This window comes from Candidatus Methylacidiphilales bacterium (genome assembly GCA_030054035.1).
GTDB lineage: Bacteria > Pseudomonadota > Gammaproteobacteria > JASGCS01 > JASGCS01 > JASGCS01.
In genome coordinates this window covers 43,326-64,508 of sequence record JASGCS010000007.1, presented here as the reverse complement: position 1 = coordinate 64,508, position 21,183 = coordinate 43,326, and the positions used below count along the sequence as shown (strand labels likewise).

General features: G+C 38.7%; 18 protein-coding genes. 9 read left to right on the top strand and 9 right to left on the bottom strand.

Annotated elements, in window-relative coordinates; genetic code table 11:
- Nucleotides 1-5 precede the first annotated feature (5 nt).
- Nucleotides 6-611 (bottom strand): rhomboid family intramembrane serine protease, encoded by a 606-nt coding sequence (locus tag QM538_05845; protein ID MDI9348009.1) that lies wholly within the window; start codon nucleotides 609-611, stop codon nucleotides 6-8.
- Here QM538_05845 and QM538_05840 point away from each other — a divergent pair.
- From QM538_05840 to QM538_05820, 5 genes are all read left to right on the top strand, one after another.
- A complete protein-coding gene (locus QM538_05840) occupies nucleotides 603-2,411 on the top strand; it encodes a sulfatase-like hydrolase/transferase (GenBank protein ID MDI9348008.1) in 1,809 nt (602 codons plus the stop codon). The two genes, QM538_05845 and QM538_05840, sit on opposite strands and share 9 nt — an antisense overlap.
- A gap of 88 nt (nucleotides 2,412-2,499) precedes the next feature.
- Nucleotides 2,500-3,609 carry an NAD(P) transhydrogenase subunit alpha gene (locus tag QM538_05835; GenBank protein ID MDI9348007.1) on the top strand — a complete coding sequence of 370 codons (1,110 nt, stop codon included), beginning with the start codon at nucleotides 2,500-2,502 and terminating at the stop codon, nucleotides 3,607-3,609.
- Nucleotides 3,606-3,917: an NAD(P) transhydrogenase subunit alpha gene (locus tag QM538_05830; GenBank protein MDI9348006.1), complete on the top strand. Its 312-nt coding sequence runs from the start codon at nucleotides 3,606-3,608 to the stop codon at nucleotides 3,915-3,917. The genes QM538_05835 and QM538_05830 overlap by 4 nt, the downstream gene beginning before the upstream one ends.
- The gene (locus QM538_05825; protein ID MDI9348005.1) at nucleotides 3,907-5,280 is read left to right on the top strand and encodes an NAD(P)(+) transhydrogenase (Re/Si-specific) subunit beta; all 1,374 of its coding nucleotides are present in this window, start codon (nucleotides 3,907-3,909) and stop codon (nucleotides 5,278-5,280) included. Before QM538_05830 ends, QM538_05825 begins: the two co-directional genes overlap by 11 nt.
- Nucleotides 5,281-5,289: 9 nt before the next feature.
- Nucleotides 5,290-6,711: a YdiU family protein gene (locus QM538_05820; protein MDI9348004.1), complete on the top strand. Its 1,422-nt coding sequence runs from the start codon at nucleotides 5,290-5,292 to the stop codon at nucleotides 6,709-6,711.
- On the opposite strand, the gene QM538_05815 is transcribed toward QM538_05820, so the two are convergent.
- Genes QM538_05815 through ggt form a run of 3 tightly spaced genes read right to left on the bottom strand, consistent with a single transcriptional unit; the run spans nucleotide 6,708 to nucleotide 9,968 of the window.
- Nucleotides 6,708-7,466, bottom strand: a complete 759-nt coding sequence (locus QM538_05815) for a hypothetical protein (GenBank protein MDI9348003.1) — start codon at nucleotides 7,464-7,466, stop codon at nucleotides 6,708-6,710. The two genes, QM538_05820 and QM538_05815, sit on opposite strands and share 4 nt — an antisense overlap.
- A 48-nt stretch (nucleotides 7,467-7,514) precedes the next feature.
- Nucleotides 7,515-8,258 (bottom strand): SOS response-associated peptidase family protein, encoded by a 744-nt coding sequence (locus QM538_05810; protein MDI9348002.1) that lies wholly within the window; start codon nucleotides 8,256-8,258, stop codon nucleotides 7,515-7,517.
- A 3-nt stretch (nucleotides 8,259-8,261) separates the two neighbouring features.
- Nucleotides 8,262-9,968, bottom strand: a complete 1,707-nt coding sequence (gene ggt, locus QM538_05805; GenBank protein ID MDI9348001.1) for a gamma-glutamyltransferase — start codon at nucleotides 9,966-9,968, stop codon at nucleotides 8,262-8,264.
- Nucleotides 9,969-10,000: 32 nt separating this feature from the next.
- Between ggt and QM538_05800 the strand changes: the two genes are divergently transcribed.
- Together QM538_05800 and QM538_05795 are read left to right on the top strand one after the other, a co-directional pair.
- The gene (locus tag QM538_05800) at nucleotides 10,001-11,614 is read left to right on the top strand and encodes a multicopper oxidase domain-containing protein (protein MDI9348000.1); all 1,614 of its coding nucleotides are present in this window, start codon (nucleotides 10,001-10,003) and stop codon (nucleotides 11,612-11,614) included.
- Nucleotides 11,604-12,338 carry a copper resistance protein B gene (locus tag QM538_05795; GenBank protein MDI9347999.1) on the top strand — a complete coding sequence of 245 codons (735 nt, stop codon included), beginning with the start codon at nucleotides 11,604-11,606 and terminating at the stop codon, nucleotides 12,336-12,338. Before QM538_05800 ends, QM538_05795 begins: the two co-directional genes overlap by 11 nt.
- Here QM538_05795 and QM538_05790 read toward each other — a convergent pair.
- From QM538_05790 to QM538_05770, 5 genes are read right to left on the bottom strand one after another with little or no spacing between them, the layout of a single operon-like run.
- On the bottom strand, nucleotides 12,322-15,279 hold the full coding sequence (locus QM538_05790; GenBank protein ID MDI9347998.1) for a protein kinase: 2,958 nt from the start codon (nucleotides 15,277-15,279) through the stop codon (nucleotides 12,322-12,324). The two genes, QM538_05795 and QM538_05790, sit on opposite strands and share 17 nt — an antisense overlap.
- Nucleotides 15,276-16,067: a hypothetical protein gene (locus QM538_05785; protein MDI9347997.1), complete on the bottom strand. Its 792-nt coding sequence runs from the start codon at nucleotides 16,065-16,067 to the stop codon at nucleotides 15,276-15,278. Before QM538_05785 ends, QM538_05790 begins: the two co-directional genes overlap by 4 nt.
- A gap of 41 nt (nucleotides 16,068-16,108) precedes the next feature.
- Entirely contained in the window at nucleotides 16,109-16,630 is a 522-nt protein-coding gene (locus tag QM538_05780) for an FHA domain-containing protein (protein ID MDI9347996.1), read from the bottom strand.
- Entirely contained in the window at nucleotides 16,627-19,140 is a 2,514-nt protein-coding gene (locus QM538_05775; protein MDI9347995.1) for an AAA family ATPase, read from the bottom strand. Before QM538_05775 ends, QM538_05780 begins: the two co-directional genes overlap by 4 nt.
- A gap of 10 nt (nucleotides 19,141-19,150) precedes the next feature.
- Nucleotides 19,151-19,501, bottom strand: coding sequence for a hypothetical protein (locus QM538_05770; GenBank protein ID MDI9347994.1), 351 nt, complete (start codon nucleotides 19,499-19,501; stop codon nucleotides 19,151-19,153).
- Between the two features lie 81 nt (nucleotides 19,502-19,582).
- On the opposite strand from QM538_05770, the gene QM538_05765 reads away from it, so the two are divergent.
- Together QM538_05765 and QM538_05760 are read left to right on the top strand one after the other, a co-directional pair.
- Nucleotides 19,583-20,368, top strand: a complete 786-nt coding sequence (locus tag QM538_05765) for a cupin domain-containing protein (protein MDI9347993.1) — start codon at nucleotides 19,583-19,585, stop codon at nucleotides 20,366-20,368.
- Nucleotides 20,369-20,463: 95 nt separating this feature from the next.
- Nucleotides 20,464-21,180, top strand: coding sequence for a hypothetical protein (locus tag QM538_05760; GenBank protein MDI9347992.1), 717 nt, complete (start codon nucleotides 20,464-20,466; stop codon nucleotides 21,178-21,180).
- The last annotated feature ends 3 nt before the right edge of the window (nucleotides 21,181-21,183 follow it).

Below are 21,183 nucleotides of genomic sequence, written 5' to 3'. Positions count from 1 at the left end.
TTTATTTACCTTTTTTTCAATGTAAATAGTAGTTGGAGCAAGGTAGTGCGAAAACGATAACAAAGATACCCGCCCAATAATCCACCAAGATGGGCAAAATGAGCAACGCTGGAAAAAATATTGCCAACACCGAATAATAATTCTAATACTCCATACACTATCACTAGAGTCTTTGCAGATAGTTTAATCGGTGGAAACAATAACTGTAGTTCTAATCTAGGAAAAGTAAAGCCAAACAAAAGCAACACCCCAAACACTCCACCTGAGGCGCCGATAACTATGGTGCTTTGATTGAGAAAAATCGCTATAGCAATATGTAGCATTCCTGCAATAACAACACTGACCAGATATGTAACTATAAAAAAAGCACTGCCATAATAAGTTTCGCAGTGATTCCCAAACAACCATAGTGAGTACATATTAAAGGCAAAATGAAAAATACCTCCATGCAATAAACTATAGGTGAAGAGTTGCCACAACATTGAAAAAGTAATAAAGCAATGTGAAGGATAACAGACCATCTGTAGTGCAAGGGGGTCGAGGTTTACTTCTGGTACGGCTGACTGTAAGAGAAAAAAAACGCCATTGAGGATAATAAGATTTTGTACCATACCAATAATTTTATAGTATTTTTACGATTACTACCTTATTTCATGCTTAGTCTGGCTATGGGACTAAGTACCTATCTGGCTACCACTACTTACCCAGAACTACATCTTTTTGAGTTATTCTTAATTATTTGCGCATTAGCCATACATCCAAGGTTTGGAATAATCATTGGGGCAAGTATTAGTATTTTTATGATAGCGCTTTATGGTGTCAATCTGGCAAAACTCTCCATTCTTCATCAACCTGTTAATTTAGAAGATATTAGATTACTCCTAATCTATCCAGATACTATGTCTTCTGCACTTGGATTTACCTACAGTTCAATGTTGGGAATCGTAATAATTGCAATGCTATTATTAATTTATATATGTGTAAAAGTTACACAGCCAATAGTGCGATTTTACACATATACCTACAATTTTTATGGAAACTATAAAATTCTGGTTACCGTTGTGCAGTTCGTTTTAGCGCTTACGATTGGATGGTTTGGAATAGTCTCATGTGGAAATAAATCCGTAGATTTAGCAGAACGACTGCAAGTCTCACAAAAAGATTCAACCAGACTCTCCTATGCAATGGTATCCCTCGCCATGCAAAACAAACTCGGTCCTATTGGTTATTTGGTCTATGATTTTTATAAATCTAAAACTAAAACTTCAACACAAAATGAGACTACTGCTTCAACCACTGATCCAATATTCTCAACGGTGAATACCTTCCAAACATTTACAAAGCTATTCAAAACAAGCAAAGCAATTGATAGATTTCCCCTACCAGACATATACATAATACTTGCCGAATCCCATATGGATATCGCACATACTTGTAGCAAAGTGAATAAAACTAGTTTTAATGCGTTTACTCAGAAGGTAATTGGGCTGATCAAAAGATTCTGGTGCAAAAACTTCGGCACGGGTACAACTACAGCAGAGTTTGAATTATTCACTGGATTAAGTGCCGAAGTTTTTGCACCAGAATCTTTTGATCAGCCCAATTACCTTCTGAGTAAACGCATTAAAACTAGTTTTATTCACTTTGCTACAAGTATGGGGTACCACGCAAAGGCAATAATCTATGAAAATAAACAATTCTCTTCGGCTGAATATGGACTACAAAACTATGGATTTGACACGATACTGGACGGAATACAACTCGGAGTAAACAGTGATTGGCAAGAGGCTTCAGATACTATCTACTTAGAAACTATTGCCAATACATTAAATAGTATAATTACTTTAGACTCACCGCCCCATCTAATTTTTATCTCTACAATTGAAAATCACGGTCCTCATCCTTGTAAACATTTTGGTGCAAATTCAAAACTACTAGTGGAGACTTCCGTATCAATGCCCGTAGAGCTCCTTTGTCAATTAAATGAATTTGTTTTGCGAGACCATAATCTACATCAAGGATTGCTCACGCTCATTCATTCTATAGAACAAAAAGCAAGACCATTTATTGTGCTTATTTTTGGCGATCATCTTCCTTTTAGTTTTTCTTCAAATGCATACACACCGTATCGAACTCATATCTCCGATTACCAAACCCATGCCATGATTCTTAGTAGCACCATGACTTCTTTCACTCCACCATATCATGCAATTCCATTATTTACTCTACCAACAATATTATCACACTGGATCGCTTCTGATCCACAAACTATGTTTATGGCTCATAATCTAAATGTCATTGATCATTGTAAAAATAGTATCATTACGCAATGCGCTCTCTTTAATACGCTAACCATAACAAGTAAAATGAATATAAAATCCAAAAAACGCACTCCACTTCATTCAAAATAAATGCTATGTATTATAATTGCATCAGAGCTTTGTCAAATCTATCCAAAGATATTAAATCATAAAATTTATTTAAAGAGTATAAAATAATATGGTGAGCAAGAACATTACTATCGCAGTCTTGGCCGAACAAGATCCCTTAGAGCATCGCATTGCAATCGTTCCGTCGTTGCTACAACGCTATCTGGCCTTAGGCGCTTCTATTGCCATTGAACAAGGGGCATGGCGAAAAACCTCAATCAGTGATGCATCATGGCAAGAAGCACAAATCGTTACTCGAGATCAAGCGCTTCGCGAGGCAGATATTGTCATTGGTATTCAAGCCTTGCCAGAATCTGAATTAACTCAGCTAAAAGCGGGGACAATAATGATTAGCTTAGTCTACCCAGATATTCGCCCAACTTGGACTAAAATAGCCTGCACGCAAAAACTTACGGTGTTTGCACTTGAGCGCATGCCAAGAATTTCTCGCGCACAGAGCATGGATGTGCTTTCATCCCAGGCCTCCTGCGCTGGATATGTGGCAGTGATTAAAGGCGCAAGTTTATTGCAACGCTATCTACCAATGTTAACTTCAGCAGCTGGAACGATTAAGCCAGCCCAAGTGCTAGTATTAGGGGTAGGGGTAGCAGGTTTACAAGCAATCGCAACTGCAAAACGACTTGGAGCACAAGTACGGGCATTTGATGTGCGACCCTCAACCAAAGAACAAATTGAATCGCTGGGAGCAAAAGCAATAGACCTTGGGATTTCAGGTGAAGGAAGTGGAGGTTATGCAAGAGTGCTCACCGATGCAGAACAAGAAAAAATAACTACAGTACTTACCGAAGAGATCAGTAAGGCGGATTTGATTATTACCTGCGCTGGGGTACCAGGTAAACCTGCACCGCGCCTGATCACCGCTGCTATGATTACGCGTATGAAACAAGGTGCCGTTATTGTAGACACCATGGCTGAACAAGGTGGCAACTGTGAACTAACCAGCAAAGGTACTACTATCTCACAAAATACCATCACCATATGTGGAGAAACTCATTTACCTTCACGATTAGCGCAGCATGCCTCTGAATTATTTAGTAAAAATATTTTTGCTTTTTTAAGCCCCCTCTTCACTAAACAACATTCCATCAATATAGATTGGAACGATGAGCTTTATACTGCAACAGCACTTTGTCATCAAGGCGAAATAACAAAATCATGATTTTAGAAATTTCTGGGTTTATCGCGCTCTACCTTTTTGTACTGTCAGCAAGTACTGGATATGAAATTATTGCACGAGTTCCCGTGATTTTACATACCCCATTAATGTCGGGGAGTAACTTTATCCATGGTATTGTTCTGGTTGGAGCAATGAGTGCGTTAAGTAACGCCCAAGGAACCATGGAACAAACGATTGGATTTATTGCAGTGTTTTTAGCTTGTGGTAACGCAGTCGGTGGGTATGTAACTACCGACCGCATGCTTGAGTTTTTCAAAACTACCAAAATGAGAAAAGGCCATGATACTTAATATGCCCTTTCTTGAATTTTTTGTTTCATGTGCGTATTTCATTTCATCTATGCTATTTCTATTTGGCTTAAAACAAATGGCATCTCCTAAAACTGCCAGTCAAGGTTTTAGCCTTGCTGGAATTGGTATGCTTCTCGCCACGGGAGCCACAATATTAGTTTCACCTCACAATACCATGCTCATGATTCTTGCGCTTACCAGTGCGTCGCTTATCGCATGGTATTCTGGAAAAAAAGTTGCCATGACCGCTATGCCACAAATGGTTGCTCTCTACAACGGTATGGGTGGTGGTGCAGCAGCCGCTATTGCCTTGCTTGAACTAATGAAACATACACAAACTTCCACTCATAGTGCTATTGCATTTGCTGGAGGGTTAATTGGCGCAATCTCATTTACTGGATCCATCGTTGCGTTTGCCAAACTCCAAGGATTACTCACCCGAACCATTAGATTACCTTTGCATCACACCATTAGTTTATTGGTGTTACTCTTGAGTGTTGCTACGGCGATTTTTACCATGCAGCAGTATTCCATCTCTCTGATTTTTTTATTTTTTATTTCTGCGTTATTGCTTGGCATTCTCATAACCATTCCCGTAGGTGGTGCCGATATGCCAGTGATCATCTCACTCTTTAATGGATTCACAGGACTAGCAGTTGGATTGGAAGGATTAGTTTTAGGCAATCCAGCCATGATCATTGCTGGGACAGTAGTTGGGGCATCTGGAACATTATTAACGCAGCTTATGGCAAAGGCAATGAATAGGTCTATTCTCCAGGTATTATTTAGCTCATTTGGGAATAGCGAAAGCACCAGTGATACACTACTTACCCTGCGAACTGCAGAATCTGAAGACATTGCAGTGCAGTTAGCCTACGCTCAAAAAGTTATTATTATCCCTGGCTATGGATTAGCGGTAGCCCAAGCACAACAAAAAGTAGCCGAACTAACCACGCTATTACGAAAAAAGGATATAACGATACTGTTTGCAATTCACCCAGTTGCTGGTCGGATGCCGGGGCACATGAATGTGTTGTTAGCTGAAGCAGGAATTGACTATGATTTAATCAAAGATATGGATGAAATTAACCCAGAATTTGCTTCCTGTGATGTCGCCATCGTTGTGGGGGCTAACGATGTAATTAATCCAAGCGCGAGAAATGATAAAAACTCCCCGCTCTATGGAATGCCGATATTAGATGTAGATGCAGCAAAACAGATTGTAGTGATTAAACGCGGAAGTGGAAAAGGTTTTTCTGGAGTAGAAAACCCTCTCTTTGGGTTACCTAATTGCTCAATGCTGTATGGTGACGCGCAAGCAGTGCTTGCTACTTTGCTTGCCAATGTAAAGCAAGTTGATTAAATTACTTTCATGATTTCACTACAACATAGTTATCGTGAACTTCCAGCTCCATTATTTGCCAGTACCATTCCCCAATATTTTTCTACACCTACACCCTGCCTGATTAATGACACTCTGGCAAAAGAGCTTGGGCTACCCCACGATGAAAATTTATTATCCTTGCTACATGGAAATCAAAACTCATCACTAGTCATTGCTCAGGCCTATAGCGGTCACCAATATGGACATTACAATAGGCTTGGCGATGGTAGAGCAGCGCTGATTGGTGAAATAAAAACAAGTCAAAACAAAATATTAGATATTCATCTAAAAGGTTCAGGGAGAACAGCATTTTCTAGAAATGGGGATGGAAAAGCTACTCTCAATGCTATGCTCAGAGAATATCTCATCAGTGAAGCCATGGCCGCCCTTGCCATTCCTACCACGAGAAGTTTACTTGTGGCAACCACTGGTGAAAATATTTTTCGTGATCAGGAACGCATTGGTGCAGTGCTCGCTCGTGTTGCCTCAAGTCATATACGAGTCGGTACCTTTCAGTTAGCATCAGAATTTGGTGAAACAATAGTGCGCTCATTAGCTGATTACACCATTGCTCGTCATTATTCAAATTGTCAAATCAGCGATAATCCATACTTGTGTCTCTTTAATCAGGTGAAACAAAAACAAATCGCCCTAATCATTGATTGGTTGCGAGTGGGATTTATTCATGGAGTGATGAATACCGATAATATGCTCCTCTGTGGTGAAACAGTTGATTACGGACCATGCGCATTTATGGATGAGTACCATCCACAAACGGTATTCAGTTCAATTGACAGCTATGGTAGATATGCCTTTGGACAGCAACCACAAATAGCAAAATGGAACTTAAGTAAATTTGCTGAGACACTAGTACCACTCGTAGATACTAATCAAGAAAAAGCAATCAGCGCACTTCAAATCGCACTTGATAGTTTTGATCTTGAGTTTAATCAAGCATGGATAACTATGATGAGTAAGAAATTGGGATTAGCTGAAGCCACCATTGATCAAACAGAATTATTAGAATTAATTACTAGCTTGCTAACAATTATGCAGGAACAATCTATGGATTACACCAATACCTTTGCGCTCTTAACCTATCCTAATACAAGTACAGCAAAGATAGATCAGAATAAAGAGTTTAACCAGTGGTATAAAAATTGGAAAAATAAAACCGATTCTCTAGCGGTAGTATCTCAATCACAGATGCAACAAAATAATCCAGTTTATATTCCTCGAAACCATCTCGTTGAATATGCGTTAACACAAGCGGAAAAAGGTAACGTTGCAGCAGTCACTCAATTACGAAGTATTCTTACTTCGCCTTACCAGATTCAAGATATCAATCCTAACTATCAATCTCCACCGACTCCCTCTGAGCGAATACAAAATACTTACTGCGGGACCTAAAATTGGTATTTAATGCCAAAAGCAACTTGTGGAACATACTTGATACTAGTAATGGTCTCAAAAGAATTTTTAAATTTCTTGCCTTTAAGATCACTGAGCTCAGTTTGGTTGCAGCCTACACACTTCACCGAATGAGTAATATCGCTGAACAAAACCCCAATATCAAAAATAAATTTAAAACCTTCTAAATTGGATTCATGGGTAGAATACCCAATTCCAAGGTACGGCAACACTTTATCAGAATCACCAATGGTAATAGTAATGTTTTTAAATGAAGATATATTTGTATTTTTATCAGTGATGCGCGACTTTAACTTTAAGGTTACGGCAGGAGTAAGCTCGAGATACATTCCCATAGTAAATCTAAAACCAGTATGGCTACCAGTGTAAAAATCAAATAATAAAGGTATTGAGCTTCCCGATAAGCTAGGAGAAATTGACAACTCATCAGGAGGGGTGGTAAATAAATCATCGTGATCTTCAGCTTTTAGACTATAATTCTTTTGATATTTTAAATAGTTATAACCTACCCTAACACCTATTTTGTTACTTAAAATACGGTCGTAGAAAAGTGTAAACCCTTGAAGACTAAGCGTCGCACCAATACCATCCAGCGACTCTTCAGTTTCAGCTTTACTCTCGGTAACTGTGGCATTTGTTTCAGAAATTTTGGTTTGTTCGCTACTGGTCTGTTCGGCATAGCTATAAGTAATAAATGTAAATACACTAAACAGTATTAATATTATTTTGTTCATTTGCGCTAAGTCCCAATGTAAGTTAGTTTAATTTTCTCAGTTTTCATTCTACTTTATTTTTTGACCCCATACATCCATGGTTTCTAATTCTAGCTCTCTGGGAGGATAAATCTTTTTAATTGACCGAATAGGCTCGCAATTCCAGGGTAAATCACAGCGTGCTTCTCTGACAAAAGCCAATCTTTGCTCATTAGTTAAATGGGGATTATGCAACCAATCTTGATACGCGGATGGTTTTAATACTACTATCCCGCGATCATGGCCTTGCTCATGAAAATATGGGTACGGAGTATCGGTTAGGATTGTAAAGGTTGCATAGGTTTGGTTGGCTTCAGTATAGTTTGAATACAACCCTGCAACAAAAAACACTTCATTATCTAATTGATGAAATCGTACAACATGCCCTTTTTGTTTACCATAATGACAAGACTCGATTGCTCCAGTCATTGGCACTAAACAGGTAGTGGCATTTTTCCAGGCTTGTTTCCATGTTGGCACTTGATAGATATATTCATGATTACCATTTTGATTAATCCGTTCTAACCTAGCATTATATGTAGAGGCAGTAAATGGGTAAACTTTTGCCCAACTAGGACATAATGAAAATGCCATATTGACAAGCTGGTACTCACCATTATTAAGATATATCAACGGAGCTTGTTGGGTTTTCATAAAACCCTTAACCGTAAGGTCTAGCGTTGGCGTAATAAGGGGGTCTTGAGTCTTTAGGGGATTACCAAAATGCTTGGCAATGTTATCAAGTGTTGTCTTTATTTCAAAAGTCGCACACATTATTCATTTGCCAATCACTAATCCTTCTCGTCGGGGGTCGGCGCCTCCAACCAGCCCAGAATCGCTAATCGCAATAACATGAATGCCACTATATTGTTTATTAATCACAACCGTATGCCCCATTTGTTCAAGAGCTTGTCGGTATGTGGCAACTGGAGTATTCTCTTCAAGTTCAGTAACAGTATTCATATTAGTTATATGAGGTAATGCAGGCGCAAGTTTTGCATCTAATTGCCAATCCAGTAACGCAATAATAGTTTTTGCAACATATTCTATGATTCTTGGACCACCTGGAGAGCCAAGCGCGTAGCGAGGTTGCATATTTGAGTCAAAAATAATAGTAGGAGACATTGAGCTCCTGGGTCGCTTTCCTGGCTGTACTCGATTGGCAATAGACTCTCCTTGGGAATTAGTAGTCTCAAAACTAAAATCAGTTAGTTGGTTATTTAAGATAAAACCTCCAGCCATTAGGGTGGAACCGAATCCCTTTTCTACACTACTAGTCATAGAGACAATGTTGCCTTGTTTATCAACAATGACAAAATGCGAAGTGGATGGGTTGCTGCGATCAGGTACCGTCTCCCTCGGAATACCGGTGGTTGCCGTACCCATATCTTTTTCAGTTAAGATTAATTTTGAACGAGAAGAGAGATACGCAGGGCTCAATAAAGTCGCAAGAGGTGCTGAGACAAAATCTGGATCGGCTAGATGTGCGTTGCGATCCGCATAGGCAAGTCTACTCGCTTGAGTAAAAAGATGTACAAATTGAAAAGTATTCGGCTCAAATGATTTTAAATTAAATTTCTCGAGCATGGAAAGTATCATTGACACAGTAGTGCCACCAGATGATGGTGGTCCCATTCCACAGATATGGTACTGGTGATAATTACTGCAAACTGGAGTTCGGATAGTGGCACGGTAATTGCAGAGATCCTCTCGTTTGAGTGAACCAGGAAACTGTTTAGCCTTTTGAACCGAAGAGACAATTTTATCAGCAATGCTGCCACAATAAAATTCAGAGACACCTTTGCTAGCAAGCAAGCTAAAGGTTTGCGCCAACGCAGGATTTTTTAGGAGATGGCCAGGTAGCAATGCCCTTCGTTTAGAGTCAAAAAAATATTTTAGTGCGTCTTTATTAGTACCCAATCCACCAAACAGCGCTTCTTCCGCTATAGCACTTGACAACTGAGGCGAGATAGCAAATCCTTTGTTGGCTTGTTCAATAGACTGGGTAAATAAATCGCGCCACGCTAACCTACCAAAATTAGTATGAGCGAGATGTAACATAGCTAACACACCTGGCACACCGACTGCGATACCGCCTTGCGCAGCTTTTGACCAATCAAGTGGTTTTTCACTCTGAATAAATAATTTTTCATCCACAGAAGCCGGTGCAGTTTCTCTACCATCATAACTATAAAGTTTTTTTGTTTTTGCATCCCAATAGAGCATAAAACCACCGCCACCAATCCCTGATGATTGAGGCTCAACCAGTGTGAGCATAGCCTGCACTGCAATGGCTGCATCTACCGCGCTACCACCTCGATCTAAAATATTCATCCCTGCTTGTGATGCTAATGGGTGGGCAGCTACCACCATAGAAGAAAATTTCTTATGCGCCTCAGCAAAACATTGATTGAACCATAGTGCACTACCTAAAAGCACTACGATTTTAAGGTGGTTTTTTATCACTGAATTGAAAGTTGACATTAACACCATTATAATGCTATATAATGTGTTTAATGCTACGAAGAAAGTTTTTCAAGCAAATCATCGCGCTAGGCGCTCTTCCATTATTACCAAGCAATATTCTCTACGCTTCTGCACCAGCGTCACCTCCAACGCTTAGCGGAGTATCAGTTCTTGAGGGGCCACATATACATTTGACCATTGCCAAGCAGGTTAGAGAAATACAAGGGCTACAAACAGAAATGATACTAATTAATAACTCACTTCCTGCGCCAATTATTCGTTGCCGTGAGCGAGACAAGGTTACCATAAGAGTAACTAACACTCTATCAGAAGTATCTTCTATACATTGGCATGGTTTAATTGTACCCAGTGCAATGGATGGCGTGCCTGGATTAAGTTTTAACGGTATCCAACCTGACCAGACATTTGAATATTCATTTCCACTCAACCAACATGGCACTTACTGGTATCACTCTCATTCAGGATTTCAAGAACTGCTCGGAGTCTATGGTGCTTTTATTATTGATAGCACGAAGGCAAAGCCACAACAAGAAGTCGTGATACTTTTATCAGATGCAACAGTGATTCCTCCATCAAGATTATTACATGAACTTAGAATTAACAGCGAGAGACTTTCAGTAATTCGCGATCGGGTTCAGGACTACGCAGAGAATAAAGAAAAATTTGCGATGTGGAACGCCATGGCAATGAGCCCCTTTGATCTTTCGGATACTAGCACTAAGGTGTTTACCTATCTGTGTAATGGTCTTGAAAATCAACAACAGCCCACCCATATTATTCAACCTGGGCAACCCACAAGAATTAGAGTTATTAATGCCTCCTCAAGCACGATATTTGATATTCAAATTCCTGATTTAGAATTTGCAATTATTGGCGCTGATGGTAATGATATTGAAGCAGTTTCCGTACATGAATTCAGAATCGCACCAGCGGAAACCTATGATCTTTTTTGCATACCCAAAGATCGCCCCTACTGTTTTTTTGCACAAAGTATTGAAAGAACTGGATTTGCACATATTGCCCTAACCCCAGAGATATCGGAGCGCGCCCCTATTCCTATTTTAGATAGACCGGTAACATTAGCTATGAATGATATGATGGGTGATATGGAGTCGGAGCGAAAGCCCATTTCAGAAAAAAAACCTATTAAAAAATCATACCTAGTGGAAAGTGAGGTGGAATACGCCAACTACCAACTTGATGACCCAGGAGTAGGCTTAAGAGATCGCGATTGGAAGGTGCTAACCTATGCAGATTTACACACCATTGACCAACCCATCTTCACAGGTGAAATAGAAGATGAAATTATTTTGCGACTTACCGGCAACATGCATCGCTATCTATGGAATATTGATGGTGTAGAATTCGCCAAAGCAGAGCCGATTCGCTTAGCGTATAAAAAACTCTATAGAGTAACGCTCCACAATGACACGATGATGTCACACCCTATGCATCTGCATGGTCTCTGGAGCAATATCTGTAAATCAGATGGGACCTTCATTAAAAAACACACCCTGCTCGTTCAGGGTGCCAAAGCTATAGAATTTATCGTTGATGCTGATACTATAGGTCGTTGGGCTTTTCATTGCCACTTAGCATTACATATGAAATCAGGAATGTTTAGAGAATTTCGTGTCACCTAATCAAGTTAACTATTCTGCAGCCATCTCTAAAACATTAAAAGTTTATCAACTAGGCTTTCTCATCACTTGGTTTGTTATTGTATCAAGTTATACCGATAGTACTTGGAGTGAAGTTACCCCTGATGAACATCTGACCCATACTGAGCATTCATTTTCACAATTTTCCACCACCTCATTTACATTAGATCAATTTGTAATAGATCTAAAACAACCTCATGATCTCAGCATTAGTTTTGAAATTCAATCAGGTACGGAGACTGATTATTTTCTCCTCTATCATGATGCTAGTTACTCCACACAAGGCGCTACCAATGAAGCGTTAAGTGAATTATCATATGGTACTCCCCTGGGCCGCCATTGGGATATTAAATTTGGGGTATTAACGACCAATCAAAACAAAGCTAACCCTGCCTTGATGGTTCAATTCTCAGGTCTTACCCCTGGAAAAATAGACGCAGACTTTTCCCTCTACCTCTCTGACAACTATCTTGGCTTTAGACAGGAGTTTAGCAAAGATATCTCCATTAGTGAATCTGTGCTTCTTTCTGTTTCACTAGAAGTACTAAAGCTCAAAACACTTTTGGAGACCTCAGGTGAGCTAGCATTTGTTTTCCCCACCTCACTAAATCTAAATGTCTATCTGCTCTTTAGTGGCACAAAACAATTCACACCACTCAATACCTTTGATAGCGCGATACATTTTGGAATTAGCGCGGTGTATTAGCGGGAAATTCTTGCTCAAATTCTTTATCATTTAAAAGCATAATTCTTATCGTCTCACGCAAGATCTCATAGGCTTCTTTCTCTGCGAAATGCTGTTCAATGGTATCAGTTGACTGTTTTAAGGCTTTCTTTTCTTCGTTATCAAGTACAACGGTTTGCACTGACTTTGCATTCTTGGAATAGAGCAATAATGCCCAGCCTCCAAATAAAATCATCGTTGCGATTAGAAATAGTATAACCATAGTTGAAAGGAGTGGAATTAATGTATAGTACTCAAAGAAAGATTCCACAATACCAATTAAAGCAATCCCGCAAAAAAATGCAGTGGCGAATTTTCTTACTAGTGATGGTGTTCTCTCTAAATGCCACCCCAGTATAGCGCCAACTACAAACGCAGAAAAGGAGAGTAATTTGCTAGAGAATAAATTAAGCAAGCCTGTTTTAAATATGGTTAGGAGTATTAGCCCCAGTGCAACTAAACTAACCATACTAAAAAGTATAATGCTACTGTTATTATCAGAGGCTTGTTTTAATTGGTGGATTTCTAAACGACGCACAGAGATAGTTTTATATTCTTCTTTAAGATTTTCAATTTTGTTTAATTTAAGTTGGTTATTTTTCTGTGAAATTACCTTGCTCTGTTGTTTACAATAAATCTGTTCAAGGTTAAATCGTCTGAGGTAGGGAAAATCTATTGCGATTTTTTTTATCCGAGTAATGATTGCTTGCAATTCGGTGAAATAAGTCTTAATAAAAGTTTCTTCAGTTTTTATAACCTCAACATCCTTACGAATATTCGCCGCAATAAAGTCACTTACTTGAGTGGTGATTAAGTTAAAGAGTGGTGCATGAACGGGTAGATTAGCTTCTACAAATGTAATATAGCGGTCAAAAATCTGTAGAAAACGAGGGGAAACTCTTTGGTAATCTTTTTTCCAGTTTTTTTCAAGCGACTCTTTGATCAGAGTTACTACTTCATTAGCAAGCGCTTGTTTTTTAATAATAATGTGATTACATTTTGCTAAAACTCTGTTGATATTCTGATACAAGGCTTCGGTGGAATCGGCGCTCTCACAAATAAATCGCAGGAGCGGTGCAATACAGTGATCTTGATATGTTTCATTGCTTAGGTAGTCAATGATAATCTGTGGCAACGATGCTTGACAATAGTTAGCCAACCAATGGTGTGCGTTAACTAAGTTTTGTTGGGCTTGGTGGGCAGAAATAAAAAAATTAAGATCTTGTTTAAAATACTGATAAAATTCAGATTTATCCTTACAGTGATTGCCGTTAAGATCAAATCCCAATTGAAAGGCATAGGCAAAGGTAGTAGTATCAAAGCGTTTAAGCTTCCGCCATAAGTCAATGGTTGGTTGCAATTTTGGAAACCTACTCATCCACAACGATAGTTTTGAATTTTGATTAGCGAGCTGTTCAATAATACTAGCCTTGGTACTGGCAGGTACAGAGAGAAGCTCTTCGGGCTGATAAAACTCTTGCCCATTAATAATACAGCTATGTGCACCTTGTAAATTGAGGATAAGCATATTCAAAGCAAGTTCGGGATTATAACTGGTAAAGTAACCACGGTATTGATCGGCTTTTTCTTTGTAATGTCTAGCTTCAAGAAATAGATAAAATAAGGCATTAGGATTGCTTAACTCTTTTTGATAATGCGCACTATGTCGCTCATAATGCAAGGCAATTTCTTCTTGTGATTTTAATTCACTCCCATCAAAGCCTTGGTAATGTTTTTCAGGGTCAAGAATATAAGTTGCTTTTTTTAATCCGGCTCTTTTATCTTGTGGATAATCTCGCTCAACCACATCCATGAGCTCATTAAACAAACCTGATTCAACTGGCTCAACCCATTTGGCAATAGTATTTCTGTAAAGATGCCCTTCACCTTTTTCAGGGTATTTCTCTAGGTAATGAGCAAGTTCTTTGGGATTTTTAACTATTATTTGCGCGCCATCCACACTGCCAAATGAATATGGCTTGTAATTAAAAATTAAGTCTTGGTAATGCACTGGAACTGCAACTCCCACCAGCCACTGTTTAACTTCTTGATATGACCAGCGCTCCAGTGGATTCACCGTAATTAATCCCTTGATTAGTTTTGCTATTTCAGCATCTAGGTTAGGTGGGATAGTAATTCTACCTTCACTTTTAAGTCGCATAATTCCAAATTCATCAACATGCTTAAATGGGTTTTCACCTAACCACAGATGCAATACGGTTATCCCTAACGCGTAATAGTCAATGCTTTTATCAATAGTGGTTTTACCTTGGATATTAGTAAATAGTTCAGGGGCGGCATAGATACTGGTGCGGGCAAAGGTAGTGCGAATTAATGAATCGGAATGCAAGGTTAGTGAAGAAATACCAAAATCACCTATGGCCAAATCTTTTTTTGCTTTTGTGCGAAAGTAAATATTATCAGGTTTAATATCGCGATGTATGATTCCATTACTATGACAATAATATAAAGCTTCAATAATTTCCGCAACAATTTGTTTCATGGCGTCAAGAGAAGTAACTGGCATATACTCTAAAAGTGTTCCGCCCTGAGCGTATTCTGAGATTTCATAAAATCGACTCTGATAATAACCGTAATCATAGAGCAGTACGATGTCGGGATGTTTGAGCATTTTAAGTTTTATGAGGATCTCATCTTTTGGTTTAAAATTAGAATAATAGTACTTAAGCACCGCGTATCCTCCTAAGCGAGTGACGAGATACACTTCTGATTCTCCAGAACGAGCCAGCTGTTTAATAATAACAAATTCTTTCCCATTAAGAATAACACTATGGGAGAGAGATGATTGAAAGTTATTTGCGTCGCTTACGCTAGATGATATCACCGCATCATCACTTCTAATGGTGTGGCTACTAGTACCGGATCCAACAATCTGATCGTCTGTTGGTCTTTGAGTGCTCATAGATCTTTTTCTGTAATAACCGAATCAGTGACCATTTCGTACTGCCAAGTTCCCCCGAGCGAGGGATCTTCACATTCATGCGGACCTTCAGGATGAAAACAATTATAGGCATTACAAAGCCACCCAATAGGTTTTCTATGCGTCACCAAAGTAGGTAAGAGAACTTTAATAGCACCAAAAAATCTTCGCGCCTCTTGGTTGGTGGCAAAGGTTTTACTTCGGGTATCATCTAATAATGTAAGTGCAAGCTGCTCTTTTTCTTTTGCTTTTTCTTTTAGTGTAGGGATGCTTTCAGGTTTAGTAGCCAGACTCGGTTGCAGATCGCCCTGAGCAATATTAATGGTAGACTTTTCTTTTAAGACAAAAGAAGGTGATTTTTTAGCTTGATTTAAAATTGATACTGGCGCAGGCGCAATACCATTATCAATTGGTAGAGGTGGATTTTGGATGCTGCGACTAACCTCAAGCAATGTTTGGTGGGCTTGGGCTGTCAGTGCCGTAGCGCATTTGGCACAAAAATCAAAATGACTTATGGTGTGACAAGTAGGACATTGAATGCCTTGGGGTGGATTACCACATTCAGAACAAAAGTTTGTGCCCTCTTCAAATTCAGTATAACAAAAATTACATTTATGTAACAGTAGCCAGATTGCACAGTTTTCGCAAATATCGGCAGTGGACGAAACCTTCCAACCACAATTATGACATTGGCGCCCTGTAGAACTTTCGTTCAATTCAGTTTTAGCATGTTGTAAATGCTGATTCTTAGTGGTTCGGGTTCTATTCATATCTATAAATTAATATTATAGTCTATCGTTATTAAAGCAGATTACTGGTTGATAATAATTTGCAATTCAATATTCGCTAATAACAAGTAACGGTAGGATTGTATCGCTACTTGGTTTTGTGGCTTGAGCTTTGCCACCCCTTGCCACTCTGGTAAGTGATTAAGCGCCGTACCATTGGTTGAGCCTAAATCCTGAAGCATCCAACCCTGATTGGGATTAAACAAAAACTGCACATGTCGTTCTGAGATTTGATGATAGGCAGAAAATATTTTGCTATAATTGCCATGCAACCTACCAATAATTTCTTCAGGTCTAATTGTTATATCAATGTTTAGCGTCGTATTAACCAGTCGTAAAACCGGCACTGAAGTACGCATTGAAGTGTTCATTGGAGTAGCGTTAGGATTATTTTGCTTCGCCGATACTAGTGTGTTCCCATCATTAATACATTTTTTTCCTTTGCCGGTCTTTCCACATAAGGGACAAATCAGTATTTCCTTGCCACATTGATCGCAATAAAAACAATCATTTTCAATTTCACTTTTACAGTAGATACAAATCATGCAAAATCAATTTTGACTATGGTGTTAATAATCTTGCTTACATCTGGTTGTACTCTGCGTCTAGCCGCGATTCTCATCGCCTGATTTTGCAGGACTCGTTCAAATAGATTTCGTACTGTCCTACCATTGGCAAAATTTTTATCTCGCTGATTAAATAGTTTAGTCAATAGGGTAAGTGCATGCCCTTCGGTATGCTCGGCAAGCTCCATGTCTTTTGCTTTCACCATCTGCTTAAATATCTCAAGCATTTCTTCTGGGGTGTAATCTTCAAATTCAATATGGTGGGTAAAGCGAGAGCTAAGTCCAGGATTAGACTCTAAAAAACCCTCCATCTCATTGTGATATCCTGCGGCAATGACCATTAACTTTCCTCGCTCGTTTTCCATTCTCTCTAAGATAATTTCGATGGCTTTCATCCCATAGTCATTAGTACCGCCCTTACTCAGGGTGTAGGCTTCGTCAATGAATAATATTCCACCTAAGGCTTGATCTATTTTTTTGTTGGTGATATTTTCTGTTTGCCCAACATAGCTACCGACCAAATCCTTTCGACTTGCCTCAATGACTTTGCTACTCGGTAATAATCCCATGGCTTGCACGATGCTGCCTAGTATTCTCGCCACAGTAGTTTTGCCAGTTCCAGGGTTTCCCTTAAAGATAAAATGGGTACTCAGCGTGGTTTTTTTACCGCCCGAAGTCATCCTAATTTTTTCAACCTCAAAATAGTCAATCAATTTTGTAATGGTTAACTTTACCGATTGTAATCCCACCAGAGCATGTAAGGCTTTCATGGCATCATCTAGACTCATAACAGTATTTTCATCTTGGAAACTAGGGATGTCATCAGCGATTAGGACTAGGTCATGTGCATGAGACTTTTGTAGTCTAGTTGCACGCAGCGACAAACACCGTTCATAGAGATTGCGCATGTCACGACCATTGGCAAATTGTTTGCTACGATTATCGTAGAGCTCTTGTATGGTTTTTTGTAACTTAGCTTCCGCATCACCGGCGATCTGATACTGATCAAGGCGAACAAATCTTTGAAATATTTTAAATAATTCAATGGGCGTGTAATCCTTCAAATCAAACATATTTTCAAGCTTAAATCTTGATTGCAGGCCGGGATTGGCATTAATAAAATTTTGCATTTCTTTTTTATAGCCAGCAGCAATGACCATGAACTTTCCTCGATCATCTTCCATTCTTTTTAATAAAGTATCAATGGCTTCTTGGCCATAGGAATCATTATCACTATTTTTTAGGGTGTATGCTTCATCAATAAATAGCACACCTCCCATTGCATCGTCGCAGTATTTTTGAATAAGCTTTGGTGTAGACCCGAGATATTCACCGACTAACTTACTTCTATCAACTTCAATGACATGCCCGCGACTTAGCAAACCAATAGAATAAAATATCTCTCCAAGTTTTCTCGCTAAGCTAGTCTTTCCTGTACCAGGATTTCCGGTAAAGAGTAAATGTTCACCAAAACTATAGGTCTTGCCAGTAAGCAAGGCATCTTGTTTGGCAATTTCAATGCGACTTATCATAGTTTTGACATAGGCCTTGATCTCCTCCATGCCAATCAACTCTTCAAGCTCAGCAATAATTTGCTGCGTGGTTTTTTCATCTGAAACCGCTCCATGAATATCTCCAGCCATAATGACTTGAGGAAGATGTACATACTGCGGATTGAGCACATGGGCTTGAATAATTTCTTTAACTATTTTTTTTACGGTATGTCCATTACCAAAACCACTATCCTTATTCTTGATACAGGTTCTAAACACATTACTTAATTTATTTTTTGCATCTGCATCTAGCGTGAAGCGTTGATGTTCAAACTCCCTAATGGCTATTTCACACATTTCTTCAGCAGATAAATCAGGTAATATAAAAATTTGACTAAAGCGATTCTTGACTTCTGGATTTGTCTCTAGGTACTCTTTAAAACCATCTGGACGGGAAGCGAGCACGATGATTGGATCTCCATTGTTTTTATCCATTTCGGCATAGAGCTTGTCCATCGGGGTAATAGTACCAGGGATATAATCTGCAGGAACTAATCGATGCACATCATCGATAAACACCATACCACCTTTTTCATTATTCAAATTAATCGCCAAGTCTTTTGCAAAGTTCACAAAATCAACCGCATTAATAATCTTAGCGTCTGGCTTACTGAGTATGCCATTCTTAAAATATGTTTTGGCGAGAAGGTCTGCAATCATAGACTTCCCTGTGCCAGTGCTACCAATCAGTATGGTGGTGAGTATTTTAAGGTCTAGTTGCCTACCACTAGATTTCATTTTACGAGCAAAGGTAATGGTGGTAGTAATGCTCTTTTTTAATTCGGTTAAGCCTACCAATACATCTAAACTTGCATCTAAACTGCTGCCGAGGTGTTTGGGCTTAGGGCTTGGTTCAAGCAGTTCTACTCCACAATGCTTACAGTAACTTGCAAGGTCGCGGTTAGGACTATTACATACATTACATGTTATTGCCATATTGCATTAGTTACATATCCATTACTTCCATAATCTCAATAGTCGAACCTGGTATTTGTAAATGAGGGTGGTTAGTATATTCTTTTGCAATTGCGTCATGGGATTCGCCCTGTACATATGAATACACTCCTATATCATTTTTATGTTCAGTAACTTTTCCAAGTGTGATAAGTTTGGTTTTGCCAGCTATGTAGTGTTTGATGATCATATTTGCATGTGCTTCTGACCATGCCTGCCACTCTTCCATCATTTTTTTCTCATCGAGTTCCTTTGTTTTTGCATCAGTTTTTTCCCATTCTTGCATAGAAGCATAGGGTATCATAAAATAAACTACATATCTTTTAAGATTTGTTTCAGTCATAAATCCTCCTTTTGATAAATCTCAGTTAAAAAACCATTGCTGCTAATCAATTATACTACACGGACATAGTAATATATAGATATGACAAACGCTAATTCTGAAATTATTCAACTCAACGCTCATGCTACTGTACAAGGAGAGCGTAGCACTATGACTCATGATCATGAACAACAGTTCGCTATTCATCCAGAGAGTAGTAATCTCAAGTTCCAACCAGGTGAGACTACCACTAGCGTCATAGACATTGGTCTAAACAACGCTCAAACCGGATTTTGGACTTGTAGCAACAGTCTCTGTTTAGTAAACTTCAAAGTTTGGCAATATTGTCATTTCCTTGAAGGAGAGGCCATTATTTCCAATCAACATGGTAAAACTTGGCATATTAATAACCAACATGGTTTTATTATCCCCTATGGGTTTAAGGGCGTCTGGCATACTACTAAAAAAATTCTAAATCATTACACCGCTATCACGCAAGATGCAGAGATAACTAAAACTATCTCCCCCGATGAAATTATCATGCTTAATCCACAAGCTAGTCATGCGCCTTCGCCCTCCCCTACTCCCACCCCGCCTGAGAAACTAATCCATGGCACATTAACTTCACAAGCATGGGATTTTTTTAACTGCAACAATAACCCTGCAATTGATTGTGGGCTTTGGGAATGTGATATAGGCAAAAGGCACTCCTTCTTTGAGGGATATACGGAAGTAGAGCGAATCATCAAGGGTCAGTGTGTAATTACCAATCAAATGGGCAAATCATTCACATTCACTGCAGGTGATATTTATGTCATTCCAAAAGACTTTAAGGGTACTTGGGAAACCGTATCTCCGCTAGTCAAGGAATATGTGGTTATTACATAACACATATATAAATACTTAATTTCAAAATATAACAGATTTATCCGTTATGTTATAAATATTTTTGATATAATAAAAATTAAATTAGGAGATAAATTATGCACAATGTAAATAAACTAAATAACCTCAAACAAGTAATGCTAATTTCCATTGGCATTTTTTTACTTCAGGCCTATCAGAGCTCACAAGCAAATGAAGATTTAAGTGGTGGCTATGTGGCAGTGGTAGCTGACTTTTATAAACCTATTTCATTTTCATCTGGTGGTTATCAAACTGTTTCTGGAATTAGTTATCCATTTCTAGCAAAAACAGAAATACAAACAAAAAACACATTTTCAATCGGAGCTGGATATTTGTATGTCATGGACAAGGGTTTTAGTATAGGGGGAGAAGTAAACTATATTCCTAATTTAACCATAGAAGCTAAATCCGTTGCTACAGTTACAACAACTATTAATAATCGGACAACTACGACCACAGGGAGCAGTACTACTAATGTTACTGGTTCTAACTTCAGTGCAAGTATGCTTTTGGGATATAGCTTCGACGATGGTACTGCCATATTAGTTAATTTAAAATTAAAGAATAACTACAAACTTGGCGATAATACCTCTGTAGATGATAAAGAGCTTTCTCTTGAAGCCAGAATAGCACTCGACTCTGATGCTAATCATTTTATTAGAATTAACCTAAATCCTTTTTTTGGAACCTACGCGAATAGCAAAGGTAACATTTCAGAAGAAGACTGTTTAAAGTCATACACCTGCTCATCTGTTGAAAGACAGTTCGCTATTGGCTACCAATACCGATTTTAAAAA

Excerpts from the sequence above, each read along its gene's own strand:
- QM538_05845 (MDI9348009.1), bottom strand. The coding sequence starts at position 611 with ATGGTACAAAATCTTATTATCCTCAATGGCGTTTTTTTTCTCTTACAG.
- QM538_05835 (MDI9348007.1), top strand. The coding sequence starts at position 2,500 with ATGGTGAGCAAGAACATTACTATCGCAGTCTTGGCCGAACAAGATCCC.
- QM538_05830 (MDI9348006.1), top strand. The coding sequence starts at position 3,606 with ATGATTTTAGAAATTTCTGGGTTTATCGCGCTCTACCTTTTTGTACTG.
- QM538_05825 (MDI9348005.1), top strand. The coding sequence starts at position 3,907 with ATGATACTTAATATGCCCTTTCTTGAATTTTTTGTTTCATGTGCGTAT.
- QM538_05820 (MDI9348004.1), top strand. The coding sequence starts at position 5,290 with ATGATTTCACTACAACATAGTTATCGTGAACTTCCAGCTCCATTATTT.
- QM538_05815 (MDI9348003.1), bottom strand. The coding sequence starts at position 7,466 with ATGAACAAAATAATATTAATACTGTTTAGTGTATTTACATTTATTACT.
- QM538_05810 (MDI9348002.1), bottom strand. The coding sequence starts at position 8,258 with ATGTGTGCGACTTTTGAAATAAAGACAACACTTGATAACATTGCCAAG.
- ggt (MDI9348001.1), bottom strand. The coding sequence starts at position 9,968 with ATGTCAACTTTCAATTCAGTGATAAAAAACCACCTTAAAATCGTAGTG.
- QM538_05800 (MDI9348000.1), top strand. The coding sequence starts at position 10,001 with ATGCTACGAAGAAAGTTTTTCAAGCAAATCATCGCGCTAGGCGCTCTT.
- QM538_05790 (MDI9347998.1), bottom strand. The coding sequence starts at position 15,279 with ATGAGCACTCAAAGACCAACAGACGATCAGATTGTTGGATCCGGTACT.
- QM538_05785 (MDI9347997.1), bottom strand. The coding sequence starts at position 16,067 with ATGAATAGAACCCGAACCACTAAGAATCAGCATTTACAACATGCTAAA.
- QM538_05780 (MDI9347996.1), bottom strand. The coding sequence starts at position 16,630 with ATGATTTGTATCTACTGTAAAAGTGAAATTGAAAATGATTGTTTTTAT.
- QM538_05775 (MDI9347995.1), bottom strand. The coding sequence starts at position 19,140 with ATGGCAATAACATGTAATGTATGTAATAGTCCTAACCGCGACCTTGCA.
- QM538_05770 (MDI9347994.1), bottom strand. The coding sequence starts at position 19,501 with ATGACTGAAACAAATCTTAAAAGATATGTAGTTTATTTTATGATACCC.
- QM538_05765 (MDI9347993.1), top strand. The coding sequence starts at position 19,583 with ATGACAAACGCTAATTCTGAAATTATTCAACTCAACGCTCATGCTACT.
- QM538_05760 (MDI9347992.1), top strand. The coding sequence starts at position 20,464 with ATGCACAATGTAAATAAACTAAATAACCTCAAACAAGTAATGCTAATT.